Below are 17,295 nucleotides of genomic sequence, written 5' to 3'. Positions count from 1 at the left end.
CGGCTGCTCAGCGACCCTGGTTGGCCACGGCCGCGGCGGCAGCAGCGGCGGCGTCGGGGTCGAGGTAGCGCCCGCCGCGCACGGTCGGCCGCAGCGACTCGTCGAGCTCGTAGACCAGCGGCATGCCGGTGGGGATGTTGAGGCCGGCGATGTCCTCGTCGCTGATGCCGTCGAGGTGCTTGACCAACGCGCGCAGGCTGTTGCCATGGGCGGCCACCAGCACCGTGCGACCGGCGCGCAGGTCGGGGACGATCGCCGACTCCCAGTAGGGCAGGAACCGGGCGATGACGTCCTTGAGGCACTCCGTGCGGGGCATCTCGTCGTCGCCGAGGTCGGCGTACTGCGGCTGCCCGACCTGGGACCACTCGGCGTCGTCGTCCAGCGGCGGCGGGGGTACGTCGAAGGAGCGGCGCCACAGCATGAACTGCTCCTCGCCGTACGCCTCGAGCGTCTCCTTCTTGTTCTTGCCCTGCAGCGCGCCGTAGTGGCGCTCGTTGAGCCGCCAGGAGCGGCGCACCGGGATCCAGTGCCGGTCGGCGACGTCGAGCGCCGTCGCGGCCGTGTTGATCGCGCGCCGCAGCAGCGACGTGTGCACGACGTCGGGCTCCAGGCCGGCGTCGCGGATCAGCTCGCCGGCGCGGACGCCCTCGGCGCGGCCCTTGTCGTTGAGCGGGACGTCGACCCAGCCGGTGAAGAGGTTCTGGGCGTTCCACTCGCTCTCGCCGTGGCGGAGCAGGACGAGCTGGTAGGTCATCGCGCGCCTTCCCTCGAAGCGGTCAGTGCTCGGCCGCGGGGGCCTCGGGCACGCACTCCTCTTCGGGCGTGCCCGACTCGGCGGTCGCGTCGAGGCCGGCGTACTCGAAGCAGTCGGTGACCGACGGGACGTCGAGCGTCGCCGTGCTGCCGTCACCGAACGTGAACGTCATCGACATGAAGTCGCCGACGACGTAGTCGCCCTCGACCGTGATCGGCGTGTCCGCGTCGGCGAGGTTGACGTAGCCGCCGGGGGTGATCTCGATCGGGTCGAAGTCGCCGACCGTCACGCCCTCGCCCTCGATCGTGTCGACGGTCGCCTGCTCGTCGGCGTCGTTGTTGGAGAACGTCGCGATCAGCGTGCCGGAGCCGTCCTCGGCGCTCACGACCACCGCGGCGAGCACGTCGACGCCGGCGTCGCGGTCGTTGGTGCCGGCGCCGGGGGTGTAGACGCGGTCGGTCGCGTAGTCGAACCCGCACGAGGTCAGCGCCGAGGCGGCGAGCACGAGCGCGCCGGCGGCGGTGAGCAGGCGAACGGTACGGCGAAGCTGCATCTTCAGGGCCTTCACGTGTGGGCAGGTGGCGTGCAGCCACAGCCTAGCCACCACGGGCGTTCCCGGGGCGAGCCGGGTCAGCGGCTGAGCCCGACCGCGTCGCCGACGACCAGCAGGCCGACCAGCGCGAGCGCGGTCCAGGCCAGAGCCAGGACGAGCAGCCGGGTGGCGCCGATCCTCAGCGCGATGCGCAGCGGCAGGTGCCGGTAGCCGTCCTCGTGGTCGGCCACCAGGCCCGGCAGCGCGCACAGCACGTGCACACCCACCCCGAGCAGGGCGGCGACCACCACGATCGCCACCTCGGGCGGGCTGCCCTCCGCGCGACCGCCCCACCCGCCGTACGAGAGGAACGCCGGATAGAGCGCGTACGCCGCCGCCCACGTCACCCACGAGAACCAGCCCTTGCGCAGCACGAGGCTGCCGACCAGGCCGATCGCGACCGACCCCAGGTAGACGCAGCCGGCGACGACCCCGTTGGTGATCGCCAGCGGGACCAGCAGCAGCAGCCCGCAGACGAACGCGAACCACGTGGTGCCCGGGTCGAGGTAGCCGTCGGCCAGCGGCTTGCCGCTCGGCAGCCGCTTCGAGTCGCGGCGCCGGTCGACGAGGTCGTTGCACCAGCCGAGCAGGGCCTGACCGACCAGTGCGGTCGCGAGCACCAGCGCGACCTCGCGCCCGGGTCGCCCGGCGATCGCCGCGGCGACCGCCAGGCCGCCGGCGGTGAGCAGGCCGACCCGGGGATGGGCGGCGCGGACGAGCAGCACCGGCGTGGTGTGCGCGAGGGTGGTGCGGCGACGCTCCCGGCGCGCTGACCCGGCCGGGTCCGCGCGCCCGTCCCGACCCGGCGGCTCCGGCCCGACGGGGGGCGTCTCGGCGGCGACCGCGGAGCCGGTGGCGGATCCGGGCGCGGGACCGGGCGCCCCGTCGGCCGGGCGGGCCGGGTCCTTCGTCCGTCGGCGCAGGGTGGGCGGCATACCCCGCAGTATCGACCAGGACCCGTCGGGCTATGCCTGTCCGGTCCCTCGAGTGTCGCCACCCGGCCGCACACCGATGCGCCACCACACGAACCGCGGTTCTGTCAAGCCCGCATTGTGCCCCTGACCTGCGCAAACGATCCGGGCGTCCCTCCGGGGACGTGTTAGAATCTTCATCTAGGAAGGGGTACCTGACATATGACTTTCACCGTCGGCGAAACGGTTGTTTACCCAAATCACGGGGCTGCGGTCATCGAAGACATCGAAACGCGCACCATCAAGGGAGAGGACAGGCAGTACCTCGTACTCCGCATCGTCGCACAGCAGGACCTCGTGGTCCGCGTGCCGGCGTGCAACCTCGACCTCGTCGGCGTACGTGACGTCGTGGACAAGGACGGCCTGGACCGGGTGTTCGACATCCTGCGCGCCGCCCACGTGGAGGAGCCGACCAACTGGTCGCGTCGCTACAAGGCGAACCTCGAGAAGCTCCACAGCGGCGACGTCATGAAGGTCTCCGAGGTCGTGCGCGACCTGTGGCGCCGGGAGCGCGACCGCGGGCTCTCCGCCGGCGAGAAGCGGATGCTGGCGAAGGCGCGCCAGATCCTCGTCTCCGAGCTCGCGCTCGCCGAGCACACCAACGAGGACAAGGCCGAGGCGCTTCTCGACGAGGTGCTCGCTTCCTGAAGGCTCGTCACGAGGCCCCCGGATCCTCCGGGGGCGTCGTGGCATTTAGGTTGGTGCCGTGTACGACGACCACGAGCCGGTGCCCGCGCTGGGGACGGTCGTGGACGAGGGCAGGGGCCACCTGCCGTACGCGCTGATCCACGGCGAGGCGCTGGTGGCCGCCGCGGCCTGGGCGCTGGGCGAGGCGGGCGTGACGCCGGTCGACACCGGTACGCCGTGGGGCGCGCTCGTCGCCTCGGCGGAGCCCTTCGTGCTGCACGACCCCCTGTGTCCGATGACGCCGCCGTCGTTCGTCGCGGACTGCGTGGCGCGAGCGGTCGAGCGCGACTGCGTGGTCGTCGGGGTGCGCCCGGTCACCGACACGGTGAAGGCGGTCGAGGACGGCGTCGTCGGGGCGACGGTCGACCGCGACGGCCTGGTGGCGGTCGTGTCGCCGGTGGTGCTGCCGCCGACGGTCGTCGCCGCCATGGACGGACTGCCCACGGCCGACTTCGTCGGCCTGGTCGCCGCGCTGCGCCGGCGCTACCCGGTCGAGCTGGTCGAGGCGCCGCCCGCGGCGCGACGCGTGGGCTCGGAGGACGACGTGCGCCTCCTCGAGGCGCTCACCGCCCGGTGACCAGCGCGAGGGCCAGGTCGAGGTCCTCGGCGAAGGTGATCTTCAGGTTCGCGGGGTCGCTCGGCACCCGGACCACCGGGAGGTCGCGGTAGCGCGACCAGCAGGCGGCGGTGTCGGTGCCCTCGAAGTCGTCGGCCGCCGCCGCGGAGTACGCCGCCACCAGGTCGCGTGCGCGGAAGGCCTGTGGCGTCTGCACGCCGTCGAGCTCGGTCGGCAGGGTGCGCCCGTCGAGCGGCAGCAGGCCGGCCAGCCTGACCCCGGGGAGGGCGCCGCCGCTCTCGCGGGCCGTCCGGATGGTGGCCGCGAAGAGCGCCCGGCCCGCGAGCGGGCGGGCGCCGTCGTGGATCGCGACGACGTCGACCTCGCCCGCTTCGATCTCGGGGACGAGCGCCTGCACGCCGGCCCACTCCGAGGCGTGCCGGGTGGCGCCGCCCTCGACCAGCCCGACCTCGCCGTCGCCCAGGTGCGGCGCCAGCGCGGCGGCGACGTCGTCGGCCTCACCCGGGCGCACCACCACGAGGACGCGGCGTACGTCGTCGAGGGCGAGCGCGTCCTGCACGGACCAGGCGAGCACCGGGCGGTCGCCGAGCGGCAGCAGCACCTTGTTGGAGCCGGCCCCGACGCGGGCACCCGCCCCGGCGGCGAGGATCACGACGGCAGCGGACACCCGGGGAGTGTTGCATGCGCGTCACACGACGAAACAGTCGCGTCACACGGCGCGCCTACGGTGCTCGGCATGTGGCAACCGGTGTGCCGCGTCACCGAGCTGGAGGTCGGGCGCGGCGCGACCGCGCTCGTGCACGGCCAGGCGCTCGCGATCTTCCGGACGTCGGACGACCACGTCTACGCGCTCGGCAACCACGATCCCTTCGCCCGGGCGTCGGTGATCGCCAAGGGCATCGTCGGCGTGCGCGACGACGTGCCGTTCGTGGCCTCGCCGCTGCACCGGCACGCCTTCGACCTGCGCACCGGCCGCTGCCTCGACGACCAGCACGTGTCGGTGCCGGCGTACGACGTGCGCGTGGTCGACGGGGTGGTGCAGGTCGGCCACCGGCGGTGACTCAGCCGGGCCAGACGAGCGCCGTCGCGACCGCCGCGACACCCTCGCCCCGGCCGGTCAGGCCGAGGCCGTCGGTGGTGGTGGCGGACACGCTGACGGGAGCCCCGAGCGCCCCGGAGAGCGCGGCTTCGGCCTCGGCGCGGCGGGGGCCCAGGCGCGGGCGGTTGCCGATCACCTGGATCGCGACGTTGCCGATCTCGAAGCCCGCGGCGCGCACGCGCGCGGCGGTCTCGGTCAGCAGGGCCACGCCGGAGGCCCCGGCCCACTCGGGCTCCGACGTGCCGAAGTTCGAGCCGAGGTCGCCGAGCGCCGCGGCCGACAGCAGCGCGTCGCAGGCCGCGTGCGCCGCCACGTCGGCGTCGGAGTGGCCCTCGAGCCCCTGCGGCTCGTCGGGCCAGGCGAGGCCGGCGAGGTGGAGGGGTACGCCGTCGGCGAGGCGGTGCACGTCGGTGCCCACGCCGACCCGGGGGAGTTGCTGCACGCTCCGATCATGCACGAGAGACAATCGGGGGGTGAGGACGTCCCGCGGCAGCTGGTCGGTCGCCGGGCTGGTGGCCGGGTTCGCCGGCCTGGCGGTCAGCTACTGCGTCGCGATGGTGCTGACCACGCGCGACGCCCCGCTCACGTCGGTCGCCGAGGGCGTCACCCGGCTCACGCCCGGGCCGGTGGTCGAGCGCGCGATCGGGGTCCTCGGCCACTGGGACAAGCCCGTCCTGCTGCTGATGATCCTGCTGCTGTCGGCGGCGCTGTTCGCGTGGGCTGGCCTGCTCGCGCGACGGTGGTGGTGGGCGCCGGTCATCGTGTACGCCGTCCTCGCCCTCGTCGGCGGCATCGCGGTGCAGTCGCAGCGCGGTGCGGGGACCATCGACCTCCTGCCCGTCGCCGTGGGGCTCGCGACCTGGCTGGTCTGCCTGTCGCTGCTGACCGAGCCGCTGCGCCGCCACGAGCAGGCGACCGAGCCCGGCGCCGCCGACCCCGGCCTGCCGGCGTCACCCGGGCCCGGGACGGCCGACCACACGCGGCGTACGTTCCTGATCCGCACCGGCGTCGTCGTCGCCGGGGCCGTCGTGCTGGGCACGGTCGGTCGCGTCGTGGGCACGGGGCGGCGGCACGTCGAGGAGGCGCGGCGGCTGCTGCGGCTGCCCGGCGTCACCGAGCCGCGGGCACCGGCCGGGGTCCGCGTCGGGGTGGAGGGCGTCACGCCGTGGGTGACGCCGGCCGACGCCTTCTACCGGATCGACACGGCGTTCGTGGTGCCGACGATCGACCCCGACGACTGGCATCTGCGCATCCACGGCATGGTCGACCGCGAGGTGATGCTGAGCTACCGCGAGCTGATCGCCCGCCGCGTGACCCAGGCGTGGGTGACGCTCAACTGCGTCTCCAACCCGGTGGGCGGTGACCTGATCGGCAACGCCTGGTGGAGCGGCGTCCGCCTGGCCGACCTGCTGGAGGAGGCCGGCGTACAGCCGGGCGCGGACGCGGTGCTGCAGACCTCCGACGACGGCTGGACCTGCGGCACGCCCCTCGCCGCGCTCACCGACGACCGCGAGGCGATGCTCGCGGTCGCCATGAACGGCCGGCCCCTCCCGATCGACCACGGGTTCCCGGTGCGGACGATCGTGCCCGGCCTCTACGGCTACGTCTCGGCGTGCAAGTGGGTCGTCGAGATGAAGGTGACCCGGTTCGCCGACATCGAGGCCTACTGGACCCAGCGCGGCTGGGCCGAGCAGGGCCCGGTGAAGATCGCCTCGCGCATCGACGTGCCCGGCGACGGCGGCGACGTCGAGGCCTCCGGTGGCCGGGTCGCCGGCGTCGCCTGGGCCCAGCGCACCGGCATCTCGTCGGTGGAGATCTCGGTCGACGACGGACCGTGGCAGCGCGCCGCTCTGGGCCGCGTCCCGAGCGTGGACACGTGGGTGCAGTGGGCCGCGACGCTCGACGTCGAGCCGGGCGAGCACACGCTCGCGGTGCGGGCCAGGGACGCCCACGGCGAGGCACAGACCGGTGAGGTGCGGGACACGGTGCCCGACGGAGCCACCGGATGGCACACCATCAGGTTCGAGGCGAAGGAGACGGTGGATGGGTGAGTTCGGCGGTCGGACCGGGGCGGCACTCGTCGTCGGGGGCAGCGGCGGGATCGGGCTCGCGGTCACGCGGATGCTGGCCAGTCGCGGCTCTCACGTGGCGGTGACCTACCGCTCGCGCGCCGAGGCGGGCGCGAAGGTCGTCGAGACGGCCCGCGAGTGGGGCGTGCACGCCTCGGCGTACTCCCTGGACCTCGCTGCTCCTGACGTCGCCGACGACGCGCTCGGGATCGTGGAGGAGGCCGCGGCGGCCCACGGCGGGCTGCACACGCTCGTGTACGCCGCCGGGCCGCACGTCCCGATGACCCACCTCTCGGCCGTGGCCCCGGTGGCGATGGCCGCCCAGCTCGCCGCCGACGCGGCGGGGTTCTTCGCCGTCGTGCAGCCGGCGCTGCCGCACCTGCGCGCCACCGAGGGCTCGATCGTGGCGGTGACCACCGCGGCCACGTCCCGCTTCCCGGTCCGCGACGGTCTCTCGTCGGCCCCCAAGGCCGCGGTCGAGGCGATGGTGCGCGCGCTCGCCGCCGAGGAGGGTCGCTACGGCGTCCGGGTCAACGCCGTCGGCCCCGGGATGCTCACCGACGGGATGGCGGCGCGGCTGATCGACACGGGCGAGCTGTCGGAGGAGGCGCTCGCCGTCACCCGGCGCAACATCCCGCTGCGCCGCTTCGGCACCGCTCACGACATCGCCGAGGCGGTGTGCTTCCTGGCCTCCGACCGCGCCGGGTTCGTGTCCGGGCAGAAGCTGGACGTCGACGGCGGCTACGGCGTCTGAGCGGCGATGGAACTCCTGGCTGCGCCGCGTCCCGGCCGTCGTTTCATCAAGGGATGAGGGTGAAGCAACGCTTCCCTGGTCGAGCTCGCCGAGGGAAGCGCGGTTTCGCCGTCATCCCTTGATGAAACCGCGCCCGTGTCCAGCCGGCCCCGACCAGGCCGTCACCAGTTCCCCCGCGGGCTCACGGGCAGCGGATGGGCGTCGTCGGCGATGACGTAGACCGTGCCGCCCGACGTGGGGATCCACGCGTCCTCGAACTCGCCACGGTCGTAGGTGCGCCGCACGCCGGCGTTCGTGGCGGCGGCGGGGTCGTTGACGACCACGTCGCCGGTGTCGGTGAAGCCGACGATCACCAGCAGGTGCCCGTCGGTCGACGAGAGCGGCGCCCCGGTCAGCTCGCCGCGTCCGAACGCGATCGAGGCCACCACCGGGATGCCCGCCCGGACGAGCAGCTCGGCCTCGCGCAGCGAGCGCAGCCGCGTCACGAAGGCCCGGTCGACGAGCGTAGCGGCGTACGCCGTGTTGAAGGGCCAGTTGCCGGTGCCATCGTAGGAGTAGTCGTAGGTCATCCGCGCGGCGTGGTCGACCCACGGGTCGACGTCACCCTGGCGCACCCACGAGTACGCCCGCGCCGGGGGCAGCGCGCCGTAGTAGCCCAGCACCATCGACGTCGACGTCGGCGAGCACCACGCCTCGCCGCCCGCGCCGTACTCCGGGGAGTGGCCGCGGTGGATCATCTGGGAGTACGCCGGCACGTCGAGCACGATCCCGCGGGCGGGGCCGGGGCGGGACGTCCGCACCGACGAGACGTCCGGCAGCCGCGACGACATCGCGCCGATGGCGTCGAGCCACGGCGACCGCCGCTGCCCCTCGCGCCGCACCAGTGTCACGCGCAGCTGGTACTCGCTGACCCCGTCGGGCACGACCCAGGTGTCGACGTCGACCGAGCCGAGGTCGTCGCCCTGCGCCGCCCGGGAGGTGCGCTCGTAGAAGCGGTCGCCTTGCGCCCAGACCGCGAGGGTGTCCCAGCCGGACCGCCCCGAGCCGGTGCGGCCGCGCACGTCGACGCGCAGCCGGCTCCTGCCGGGCGTGCGGCCCTCCCACGACGCGACCAGCCGGGTGAGGTCGAAGCCGGCGGCCGCCCAGGGCGACCGCCACGTGCCGGCCCGGGTGCCGGGGGGCAGCGAGACCCGGCCGCCCCTGCCGACCCGCACGCCGGACAGCCTCCCGGCGCGGAGCTCGTCGGCGCTGTCCCACCGGGTGTAGGTGATGTGTCGGGCCGGCGCGGCCGAGGCGGGCGCGGCGGCGACGAAGGGCGAGAGGGCCAGGGCGGCGGTGATCGCGGATGTCAGGCGGCGCACCCACGAACTCTAGACTTTGCGACGTGACCTTCAGGCTGTACGACACCGCGACCCGCGAAGTCCGTGACTTCGTTCCCCTCGAGGAGGGGAAGGCGGGTCTCTACGTCTGCGGTCTCACCGTCCAGTCCGAGCCGCACGTCGGGCACGTCCGATCGGGCGTGAACTTCGACGTCCTCCAGCGCTGGCTGCGTCACCTCGGCTACCAGGTGACCTTCATCCGCAACGTCACCGACATCGACGACAAGATCCTCGCGAAGTCCGCCGATCAGGGACTCGAGTGGTACGAGCTGGCCTACCGGATGACGCGTGAGCTCGAGCGGGCCTACGACGCGCTCAACGTCGCACCGCCCACCTACGAGCCCGCCGCGACCGGCCACATCCCCGAGATGGTCGTGCTGATCCAGGAGCTGATCGAGAGGGGTCACGCGTACGTCGCCGCCGACGGGTCGGGCGACGTCTACTTCGACGTGCGCTCCTGGCCGCAGTACGGCGAGCTCACCCGCCAGAAGGTCGACGACATGGAGGCCGCCGGGGACGCCGACCCCCAGGAGACGGCCCGGCGGAAGCGCGACCCGCGCGACTTCGCGCTGTGGAAGGGGAAGAAGGAGACCGAGCCCGCGACCGCCGCGTGGCCGAGCCCGTGGGGGTCGGGTCGACCGGGCTGGCACATCGAGTGCTCGGCGATGGCCGGCAAGTACCTCGGCCCGGCCTTCGACATCCACGGCGGCGGGGTCGACCTCCGCTTCCCGCACCACGAGAACGAGCAGGCCCAGTCGCGCGCGGCCGGCCGGCCGTTCGCGTCGTACTGGATGCACAACGCCTGGATCACGACCGCCGGCGAGAAGATGAGCAAGTCGCTGGGCAACTCGCTGACGATCCCGGCCGTGCTGCAGCGCTACCGCGGCATCGAGTTGCGGTTCTACGTCGTCTCCGCGCACTACCGCAGCCACGTCGAGTTCTCCTTCGAGGCCCTCGACGAGGCGGCAGCCGGGTTCCGCCGCATCGAGAACTTCCTCGACCGGGCGGGCGTGACCGAGCCCGGTGAGCTGCCGCAGGCCTTCGTCGACGCGATGAACGACGATCTCGGCACGCCGGCCGCGATGGCGGTGCTCTTCGACGTGGTGCGCGACGGCAACCGGGCCGAGGACCCCGCACCGCAGGCGGCGCAGGTGCTCGCCATGCTCGACGTGCTCGGTCTCAACCCCGCCGACAGCGCGTGGGGCGCCGACGGCGACGACCAGCGGCTCACCGACGCCGTCGACGCGCTCGTCACCGGCCTGCTCGAGCAGCGCGCGCAGGCCCGAGCCGACAAGGACTTCGCCACCGCCGATGCGATCCGCGACCGGATCAAGGCGGCCGGCATCGAGGTCGAGGACACCCCCGACGGACCGAAGTGGAGCCTGGCCTGATGGCAGGGGTTTCGAGACCGGCGCAGCACGCCCTCCTCAACCACCGGAAGGGACACTGACGTGGCAGGCAACAGCCAGCGCAAGGGCGCGATCCGCAAGAGCGGCAAGGGCAATCCGACCGCCGGGTCGGGCGGCCGGGTGCGCCGCGGCCTGGAGGGCAAGGGCCCGACCCCGAAGGCCAAGGACCGGCCGTATCACCAGGCCCACAAGGCGGCGAAGCGCGCCGAGAAGGATCAGGCGCGCCGGCCCAAGCGGCGTACGACGAGCGACGCCGAGTGGATCGCCGGTCGCAACTCCACCGTCGAGGCGCTGCGTGAGGGCGTGCCGGTCAACACGCTGTACGTCGCCGAGGGAGCCGAGCGCGACGGCCGGCTGCGCGAGGCGTTCGCGCTGGCCGCCGATCGCGGCATCAAGCTGCTCGAGGTCACCAGGTCCGAGCTCGACCGGATGACCGGCGGTGCGGTCCACCAGGGCCTCGCGGCGCGGATCCCGGCGTACGAGTACGCCCACGCCGACGACCTCCTGGACGCGGCGACGGCCAACGCCGAGAAGCCGCTCATCGTCGCGCTCGACCACGTCACCGACCCGCGCAACCTCGGCGCGGTCATCCGCAGCGCGGCCGGGTTCGGCGCGCACGGCGTGCTCATCCCGGAGCGACGCTCGGCGGGCATGACCGCCGCCGCCTGGAAGACCAGCGCCGGTGCCGCGGCCCGCATCCCGGTCGCGCAGACGGTCAACCTGACGCGACAGCTCAAGGCCTACCAGGAGGCGGGCTGCATGGTGGTCGGGCTCGCGGCCGACGGCGATGTCCGCCTGCCCGACCTCGACCTCGCCGACGGTCCCCTGGTCGTCGTGGTCGGGTCGGAGGGCGACGGCCTGTCCCGCCTGGTCGCCGAGACCTGCGACCAGCTGGTGTCGATCCCGATGGCCAACCAGGTCGAGTCGCTCAATGCCGGCGTGGCCGCGTCCGTGGCGCTCTACGCCATCGCGGAGGCGCGCGGCTGATCGTGGCGTCGATCGCGCGACGGCCGCTGCGGATCCTGGCGTACGTCGGGGTCTGGTTCGCCGCTGCGTTCGTCATCACCACGGCGCTGTTCTTCACGGGCAGCCGACAGGTCGAGGTCGCGAGCCACGACGCGGTCGTGCGCCCCAACCTGAGCGGCGAGGCCGTCCTGCTCACCGGTCCGGTGCTCCCCGACGTGCGCATCGCCGGGACCGGGGTGCTCGGCGTCGGCATCCGCCTCGACAAGACCGACGCCACCTCGACAGACGAGCTGGTCCGCCGCTACGCCTACATCGCCAGCCAGCCCGAGGGCCAGGTCGCCCGGGTCACCGGGGCGCTCGAGGACATGCTGCTCGACGCGGCGCTGCGCGGGGCCGTCCTGGGGCTGGTGCCGCTGGCGGTCTGGGTCCTCGTCGGGCGGCAGCGGCGCCGCGACCTCGCCGCCCGGACGCACCTGCCACAGGTGCTGGTCGCCGTGGGCGTCACCGTCGTGCTCGGCGCCTGCCTGGTCCAGCCGTGGACCGACGACGCCCCGCCGGACGACGAGCTCGACTGGGTCTCGATCGAGGACTTCCTCGGTCCCCAGGTGCCGGTCCCCGAGGGGCTGGAGGACGTCGAGGTGCGCGGTGACGTCACGACCGCCCAGACCCGGCGTCTGATCGACAGCGCGATCGACACCTACGAGAAGAGCAAGGTCTTCTACGCGCAGGCCGCCGAGGGCGCGGCCACCCTCGACCTGCGGCAGCCGCGCGAGGGCGACACCGTGGTCGCCTTCGTCTCCGACCGACACGACAACATCGGCATGGACCCGGTCGCGCGCGCCATCGCCGACCGCGCCGGGGCGACCGCCGTCTACGACGGCGGTGACGACACGTCCAACGGCAAGAGCTGGGAGGCGTTCTCCCTCGACTCCGTGTCCGAGGCCTTCGATGGACTGGACCGGTGGGCCGTGGCCGGCAACCACGACCACGGCGCGTTCGTCCACGAGTACCTCGCCGACCACGGGTGGACGATGCTCGACGGCGAGGTCGTCGACGGTCCGGGCGACACGACGCTCCTCGGCGTCGACGACCCGCGCTCCAGCGGCCTGGGGTCGTGGCGCGACGAGACGGGCCTGAGCTTCGACGAGGTCGAGCAGCGTCTCGCCGACGAGGCCTGCGCAACCGAGGAGCGGCTGACGACGATGCTGGTCCACGACGCCAACCTCGGCCGCGAGGCGCTGGCCCGCGGCTGCGTCGACCTGGTGCTCGGGGGCCACCTGCACGTCCGGTCGGGGCCGACCCGCGTCGACGGCGACAACGGCGAGATCGGCTACACCTACACGACCGGCACGACGGGCGGCGCGGCGTACGCGATCGCCATCGGCAGCAAGCCGCGGCGCAACGCCGAGGTCAGCCTCGTGACCTACCGCGAGGGGCGTCCCGCCGGGATCCAGTGGGTGACGCTGCAGCCCAACGGGGTGTTCCAGATCGGCACCTACGTGCCGCTGCGCTACCCGGAGCCCGTGGAGACCGAGGACGAGTTTCAGGAGGAGCCCGAGGGCGAGGCCACCACCCCATAGCCGCCGTGGTAGCCGCCGGGGTGCGCTCCGGAATGTGCTCTGCGTCACCTTTCGGAAGCGGCCTCGTTGGGTGTGGAACACGTTCTGATTCCGGGAGGCTGCTCCGTGCCCAGGCTCGCCCCACCACTCCGTGCGCTCGCCGCCGCGGGCCTCTGCCTCGCGTCGGGCCTGGCGCTGGCCGCGTGCGGTTCGCAGCTCGAGCCGGAGACCGTCGCGCAGGTGGGCGGCGCCACCGGGGGCACGGGCGGTGGGGTCACGGGTGTCGACGCGGGGACGGGCATCCCCGGCGGCGGCGCGCCCGACCGCGCGGGCGGCTCGAGCGGCACGGGCACCACCGGCGGCTCCGGCAGCGCGATCACCGGCGGCTCGGGTGGCTCGGGCGGGTCGACGGGTGGCGGCGCGACGCCGGGCGGGGGCGGAGCGTCCGGAGGCACGGCCGGCGGTGGCGGCGGCGCGGGCGGTGGCGGGAAGCAGGGCAGTGGCGAGAACGCCGCGGCCGGGGCCGGTGAGGCCGGCAGCTGTGACGGCTTCCAGAACCAGACCGGCGTCACCGACACCACGATCACCCTCGCGAACATCTCCGACATCTCCGGGCCGGTGCCCGGGATCTTCGAGTCGGCGCAGCAGGCGACCCGCGCCTACGCGGAGTACTTCAACTCGACCGGTGACATCTGCGGCCGCAAGCTCGCCGTCCAGCTCCTCGACAGCCGGGCCGACGCCGGCGCCGACCAGCAGGGCTACACCCAGGCCTGCGAGCAGGCGTTCGCGGCCGTCGGCTCGATGTCGGCGTTCGACTCCGGCGGCGCTGCGACCGCCCAGGGCTGCGGGCTCCCCGACATCCGCTCCGCGACGACCACGCCCGAGCGGCGCGACTGCGCCACCTGCTTCGCCGCGCAGGCCGTCGACCCGGGCCTGATCAACGGGGCGATGCCGAAGTTCTTCCTGGAGAAGTACGCCGACGCCACCCAGCACGCCGCGGTGATCTACATCAACGCGGGGGCGGCGGCCGTCAACGCGGAGATGTTCCGCAACGCCTACACCGCCGCCGGCTGGAAGGTCGACTACTACCAGGGCATCGACGTCGCGGAGTTCAACTACGCGCCCTACGTCCAGCAGCTGAAGGACAAGGGCATCGAGCTGGTCACCTACACCGGGCCCTACCAGAACACCGTCAAGCTCCTGCAGGCCATGCAGCAGCAGGGCTACCGGCCCGACGCGTTCGTCCAGGACGCGACCATCTACGACCAGCGGTTCGTCGAGGAGGCCGGGGAGCTCGGCAACGGCGTCTACACGTGGTCGACGACCAAGCTCTTCGACGACTTCAGCGTCAAGGAGATGGCGCTCTACCGCTCGTGGCTCGACCAGGTGAAGCCCGGGGCGATCCCGAACTTCTTCGGCCTCTACGCCTGGTCGGCCGCCCGGCTCTTCGTGGAGCAGGCGGTCGGCCTCGGCGGCAAGCTCACGCGCGAGACCCTCGTCAGCGCGATGGCGGGGGTCGAGGACTGGACCGGCAACGGCCTGCACGTCCCCCAGCAGGTCGGCGCGAAGACGACCGCCAACTGCGGCTCGGTGCTCCAGCTCAACGACGGCACGTGGTCGCAGGTGTCGCCCGGCGAGTACCTGTGCGGAGACCTCCTCAAGGGCACCGGGTAGGCCGCGATGAGCACGATCGTCTCGTTCACGATCCTCGGCCTGTTCACGGGCGCGGCGTACGCCATCGCCGCGAGCGGCCTGGTGCTGACCTACACCACGACGCGGGTCTTCAACATCGCGCACGGCGCCTTCGGGATGGTGATGGCCTTCGCGTTCTGGGACTTCAGCCAGCGCCAGGGCATGCCGACCTGGCTGGCGCTGGTCCTCGTGCTCGGCGTGGTCGCGCCCGGCACCGGTTGGCTGGTGCAGCGCTTCGTGACCCGCGGCCTCGGGGAGGGCCCGGTCAGCGTCTCCCTGGTCGTCACCGTCGGCCTCTTCGTGGGACTGATCGGGCTGGCGCAGTACGTCTGGCCGCCCGAGCCGCGCACGCTGCCACCCTTCCTGCCCGACCGGGGCGTCGCGATCGGCGACACCTACGTGACCGCTCACCAGGTCATCACGATCGCGCTCTCCGCGGTCGTCGCGGCCGCGCTCTACCTGCTGCTCAACCGCACCCGCATCGGCACGGCGATGCGCGCGTCGGTCGACAACCCGGTGCTGCTGCGACTCTTCGGCGGCAACCCCGACCGGGTCGCCTCGCTGGCGTGGGCGATCGGCATCTCGCTCGCGGCGCTGGCGGGCATCCTGCTCACGCCGGTGATCGGGCTGTCCTACTACGACCTGACGTTGCTGGTGATCAACGCGTACGCCGCCGCGATGCTCGGCCGGCTCACGAGCCTGCCGCTGACCTTCCTCGGCGCGATGGGCCTGGGCATCCTCCAGTCGTTCTCGGTCGCCTACCTGCCGACCGAGGGCAGCCTGGCCGGCCTGCGCGCGGTCGTGCCGGCCCTCTTCCTCTTCGTCGTGATCGTCGCGATGCCCCAGGCGCAGCTGCGGATCGGCCAGGTCAGGGGCATCGTGTCCGCGCCCGTCCCGTCGTTGCGTCGCTCCGGCGGCTGGGGGGCGGCGCTGCTGGGACTCGTCCTCGTGCTGGCCGCCGCGATGTCCGACTCCGACCTGCTGCTGGTCGGCACGGCCGCGACGTACGCGATGGTGATGCTGTCGCTGGTGCTGCTGACGGGGTACGGCGGCCACGTCTCGCTCGCGCAGTTCACCTTCGCCGGGGTCGGCGCGCTCGCCTACGCCAAGCTCGAGGAGCCGAACCTCTACGGGCTTCTCGTCTCGGCGCTGATCGCCGCCGGTGTCGGCGCCCTGGTCGCGCTGCCGGTGCTGCGGCTGACCGGCCTCTACCTCGCGCTGTCGACGCTGGCGTTCGGCGTGCTGATGGACAAGATGGTCTTCCAGGCCGAGTTCGCGTTCGGCTACAACGGGGCGCTGCACGCCGAGCGCCTGTCCCTGCTCGGCAGGTCGATCTCGTCGCTCTCGGGCTACGTCGTCGTGATGACCGTCTTCTTCGTGCTGATGGGGATGGCGCTGCTCGTCCTGCGCCGCGGCGTGCTCGGCCGGCTGCTGATCGCGATGCGGGACAGCCCGGCCGCGTGCGGCACCCTCGGCCTGGACCTGCGCTGGTTCCGGGTCGGCCTGTTCGGTCTCTCGGCCGGCATGGCCGGCCTCGCGGGAGCGCTCTTCGCCGGGCTGCGCGGCACCATCGGCGCTGCCGACTTCCAGCTCTTCAACAGCCTGCCGCTGCTGCTGCTCGCCGTGGTCTGCGGGGTCACCTCGGTCAGCGGAGCCGCACTCGGCGGGGTCGGCCTGATGCTGCTCCCGGTGCTGCAGGGCTCGCGGCCCGAGCTCGCCGGCCTGGTCTTCGCGGTGCTCGGGTTCGGCGCCGTCGCACTCGGTCGTGACCCCAACGGACTCGCCAACCTGGCCTTCGGCGTCGGCCGCCGGCTGGAGGGCCGCTTCGGCGACACGGTGCGACGCGTCGTACCGGTGCTGCCGCTGCCGCGGGACCGCGCCGGTGGCGACGAGACGACCGAGATCCCGCTGATGGAGGACCTGCAGGAGGTGGGCGCGCATGCCGCTGCTCGAGGTTGACGACGTCGTAGTCCGGTTCGGTGGCGTCACCGCGGTCGACCACGCGAGCTTCGGCTCCGAGGCGGGCCGGATCACCGGCCTCATCGGGCCCAACGGCGCCGGCAAGACCACGTGCTTCAACGTGATCAGCGGGCTGCAGAGGCCCAGCCACGGCAGGGTGCGGTTCGACGGCCGCACGATCACCCGGCTGCCGGTGCACCGGCGCAGCCGTCGGGGGATGGGGCGCACCTTCCAGCGGCTCGAGGCCTTCGGGTCGCTCTCGGTGCGCGACAACGTGCGGGTCGCGCGCGACATCCACCGCGGCCTCGGCGGGCTGGTGCGGCCGGCCCGGGCCGACGTGGACGGACTGCTCGAGCGAGTCGGGATCTCGGCGTACGCCGACGAGCGGGCCGACTCGATCCCGACCGGCGCCGCCCGGCTGCTCGAGCTGGCGCGCTGCCTGGCCGCCGATCCCCGGCTGCTGCTGCTAGACGAGCCGTCCTCCGGGCTCGACGAGACCGAGACCGGCGCCTTCGGCGCGCTCCTCGCCGAGCTCGCCGCCGAGGGTCGCGGCATCCTCATGGTCGAGCACGACATGAGCCTGGTGATGGCCGTCTGCGACGACATCCACGTGCTCGACTTCGGCCGGGTGATCGCCTCCGGCCCGCCGGGCGAGATCCGCGCGGACCCCGCGGTGCAGCAGGCCTACCTCGGCTACGCCGACGACGACCGCACGCAGGAGATCGAGGCGGTGATCTCGTGAGCGGGCGGTCGACGCCGGGCGGCGGTGGCCGCGGCTCGCTTTGGGCCGCGCGAACCGAGCCGTTCCCACCGCCGCCCCGGGTCGGC

General features: G+C 73.3%; 17 protein-coding genes. 11 read left to right on the top strand and 6 right to left on the bottom strand.

Translation table 11 applies throughout. The features are described 5' to 3' along the window. Positions 1-7 precede the first annotated feature (7 nt). The 3 genes from PZ894_RS15300 to PZ894_RS15290 form a co-directional block, all read right to left on the bottom strand. Positions 8-754, bottom strand: a complete 747-nt coding sequence (locus tag PZ894_RS15300; protein WP_275746072.1) for a phosphoglyceromutase — start codon at positions 752-754, stop codon at positions 8-10. Between the two features lie 22 nt (positions 755-776). Next, on the bottom strand, positions 777-1,307 hold the full coding sequence (locus tag PZ894_RS15295) for a hypothetical protein (protein WP_275746070.1): 531 nt from the start codon (positions 1,305-1,307) through the stop codon (positions 777-779). A gap of 77 nt (positions 1,308-1,384) precedes the next feature. Further along, the gene (locus PZ894_RS15290; RefSeq protein WP_275746068.1) at positions 1,385-2,281 is read right to left on the bottom strand and encodes a UbiA family prenyltransferase; all 897 of its coding nucleotides are present in this window, start codon (positions 2,279-2,281) and stop codon (positions 1,385-1,387) included. Between the two features lie 198 nt (positions 2,282-2,479). Here PZ894_RS15290 and PZ894_RS15285 point away from each other — a divergent pair, with 198 nt between their 5' ends. Next, positions 2,480-2,965, top strand: a complete 486-nt coding sequence (locus PZ894_RS15285; protein WP_275746066.1) for a CarD family transcriptional regulator — start codon at positions 2,480-2,482, stop codon at positions 2,963-2,965. Positions 2,966-3,023: 58 nt separating this feature from the next. After that, complete coding sequence (locus PZ894_RS15280) at positions 3,024-3,581, top strand: 2-C-methyl-D-erythritol 4-phosphate cytidylyltransferase (RefSeq protein WP_275746065.1); 558 nt, start codon at positions 3,024-3,026, stop codon at positions 3,579-3,581. Here the strand turns inward: PZ894_RS15280 and PZ894_RS15275 are convergent. Then, complete coding sequence (locus PZ894_RS15275) at positions 3,568-4,248, bottom strand: 2-C-methyl-D-erythritol 4-phosphate cytidylyltransferase (RefSeq protein ID WP_275746063.1); 681 nt, start codon at positions 4,246-4,248, stop codon at positions 3,568-3,570. The two genes, PZ894_RS15280 and PZ894_RS15275, sit on opposite strands and share 14 nt — an antisense overlap. A gap of 69 nt (positions 4,249-4,317) precedes the next feature. Here PZ894_RS15275 and nirD point away from each other — a divergent pair, with 69 nt between their 5' ends. After that, positions 4,318-4,641, top strand: a complete 324-nt coding sequence (nirD, locus tag PZ894_RS15270; protein ID WP_275746062.1) for a nitrite reductase small subunit NirD — start codon at positions 4,318-4,320, stop codon at positions 4,639-4,641. Position 4,642: 1 nt separating this feature from the next. On the opposite strand, the gene ispF is transcribed toward nirD, so the two are convergent. Beyond that, positions 4,643-5,122 carry a 2-C-methyl-D-erythritol 2,4-cyclodiphosphate synthase gene (gene ispF, locus PZ894_RS15265; protein ID WP_275746061.1) on the bottom strand — a complete coding sequence of 160 codons (480 nt, stop codon included), beginning with the start codon at positions 5,120-5,122 and terminating at the stop codon, positions 4,643-4,645. Between the two features lie 31 nt (positions 5,123-5,153). Here ispF and PZ894_RS15260 point away from each other — a divergent pair, with 31 nt between their 5' ends. Both PZ894_RS15260 and PZ894_RS15255 read left to right on the top strand, forming a co-directional pair. Next, on the top strand, positions 5,154-6,731 hold the full coding sequence (locus tag PZ894_RS15260) for a molybdopterin-dependent oxidoreductase (protein WP_275746060.1): 1,578 nt from the start codon (positions 5,154-5,156) through the stop codon (positions 6,729-6,731). Then, the gene (locus PZ894_RS15255; RefSeq protein ID WP_275746058.1) at positions 6,724-7,503 is read left to right on the top strand and encodes an SDR family oxidoreductase; all 780 of its coding nucleotides are present in this window, start codon (positions 6,724-6,726) and stop codon (positions 7,501-7,503) included. Before PZ894_RS15260 ends, PZ894_RS15255 begins: the two co-directional genes overlap by 8 nt. 161 nt (positions 7,504-7,664) lie before the next feature. Here PZ894_RS15255 and PZ894_RS15250 read toward each other — a convergent pair whose 3' ends face one another. Continuing rightward, a complete protein-coding gene (locus PZ894_RS15250; protein ID WP_275746057.1) occupies positions 7,665-8,864 on the bottom strand; it encodes a C39 family peptidase in 1,200 nt (399 codons plus the stop codon). On the opposite strand from PZ894_RS15250, the gene cysS reads away from it, so the two are divergent. The 6 genes from cysS (at position 8,849) to PZ894_RS15220 (ending at position 17,209) form a co-directional block, all read left to right on the top strand. Beyond that, complete coding sequence (cysS, locus tag PZ894_RS15245) at positions 8,849-10,273, top strand: cysteine--tRNA ligase (RefSeq protein ID WP_275746056.1); 1,425 nt, start codon at positions 8,849-8,851, stop codon at positions 10,271-10,273. The genes PZ894_RS15250 and cysS overlap by 16 nt on opposite strands. Before the next feature lie 60 nt (positions 10,274-10,333). Continuing rightward, the gene (gene rlmB, locus PZ894_RS15240) at positions 10,334-11,278 is read left to right on the top strand and encodes a 23S rRNA (guanosine(2251)-2'-O)-methyltransferase RlmB (RefSeq protein WP_275746054.1); all 945 of its coding nucleotides are present in this window, start codon (positions 10,334-10,336) and stop codon (positions 11,276-11,278) included. Between the two features lie 2 nt (positions 11,279-11,280). Then, on the top strand, positions 11,281-12,837 hold the full coding sequence (locus PZ894_RS15235) for a metallophosphoesterase (protein ID WP_275746053.1): 1,557 nt from the start codon (positions 11,281-11,283) through the stop codon (positions 12,835-12,837). 105 nt (positions 12,838-12,942) lie between these two features. Continuing rightward, the gene (locus tag PZ894_RS15230) at positions 12,943-14,490 is read left to right on the top strand and encodes an ABC transporter substrate-binding protein (RefSeq protein ID WP_275746052.1); all 1,548 of its coding nucleotides are present in this window, start codon (positions 12,943-12,945) and stop codon (positions 14,488-14,490) included. A 6-nt stretch (positions 14,491-14,496) separates the two neighbouring features. Then, positions 14,497-16,467, top strand: coding sequence for an ABC transporter permease (locus PZ894_RS15225; protein ID WP_275746051.1), 1,971 nt, complete (start codon positions 14,497-14,499; stop codon positions 16,465-16,467). Beyond that, the gene (locus PZ894_RS15220; protein ID WP_275746050.1) at positions 16,448-17,209 is read left to right on the top strand and encodes an ABC transporter ATP-binding protein; all 762 of its coding nucleotides are present in this window, start codon (positions 16,448-16,450) and stop codon (positions 17,207-17,209) included. Before PZ894_RS15225 ends, PZ894_RS15220 begins: the two co-directional genes overlap by 20 nt. Positions 17,210-17,295 lie beyond the last annotated feature (86 nt).

This window comes from Nocardioides sp. YIM 152315 (assembly GCF_029210375.1).
Lineage (GTDB): Bacteria > Actinomycetota > Actinomycetes > Propionibacteriales > Nocardioidaceae > Nocardioides.
Note: the sequence above shows the minus strand (reverse complement) of the source record. Positions and strands in the feature narration are given on the sequence as shown.

Excerpts from the sequence above, each read along its gene's own strand:
- PZ894_RS15295 (WP_275746070.1), bottom strand. The coding sequence starts at position 1,307 with ATGCAGCTTCGCCGTACCGTTCGCCTGCTCACCGCCGCCGGCGCGCTC.
- PZ894_RS15220 (WP_275746050.1), top strand. The coding sequence starts at position 16,448 with ATGCCGCTGCTCGAGGTTGACGACGTCGTAGTCCGGTTCGGTGGCGTC.
- PZ894_RS15290 (WP_275746068.1), bottom strand. The coding sequence starts at position 2,281 with ATGCCGCCCACCCTGCGCCGACGGACGAAGGACCCGGCCCGCCCGGCC.
- PZ894_RS15225 (WP_275746051.1), top strand. The coding sequence starts at position 14,497 with ATGAGCACGATCGTCTCGTTCACGATCCTCGGCCTGTTCACGGGCGCG.
- PZ894_RS15255 (WP_275746058.1), top strand. The coding sequence starts at position 6,724 with ATGGGTGAGTTCGGCGGTCGGACCGGGGCGGCACTCGTCGTCGGGGGC.
- cysS (WP_275746056.1), top strand. The coding sequence starts at position 8,849 with ATGTCAGGCGGCGCACCCACGAACTCTAGACTTTGCGACGTGACCTTC.
- nirD (WP_275746062.1), top strand. The coding sequence starts at position 4,318 with ATGTGGCAACCGGTGTGCCGCGTCACCGAGCTGGAGGTCGGGCGCGGC.
- PZ894_RS15285 (WP_275746066.1), top strand. The coding sequence starts at position 2,480 with ATGACTTTCACCGTCGGCGAAACGGTTGTTTACCCAAATCACGGGGCT.
- PZ894_RS15300 (WP_275746072.1), bottom strand. The coding sequence starts at position 754 with ATGACCTACCAGCTCGTCCTGCTCCGCCACGGCGAGAGCGAGTGGAAC.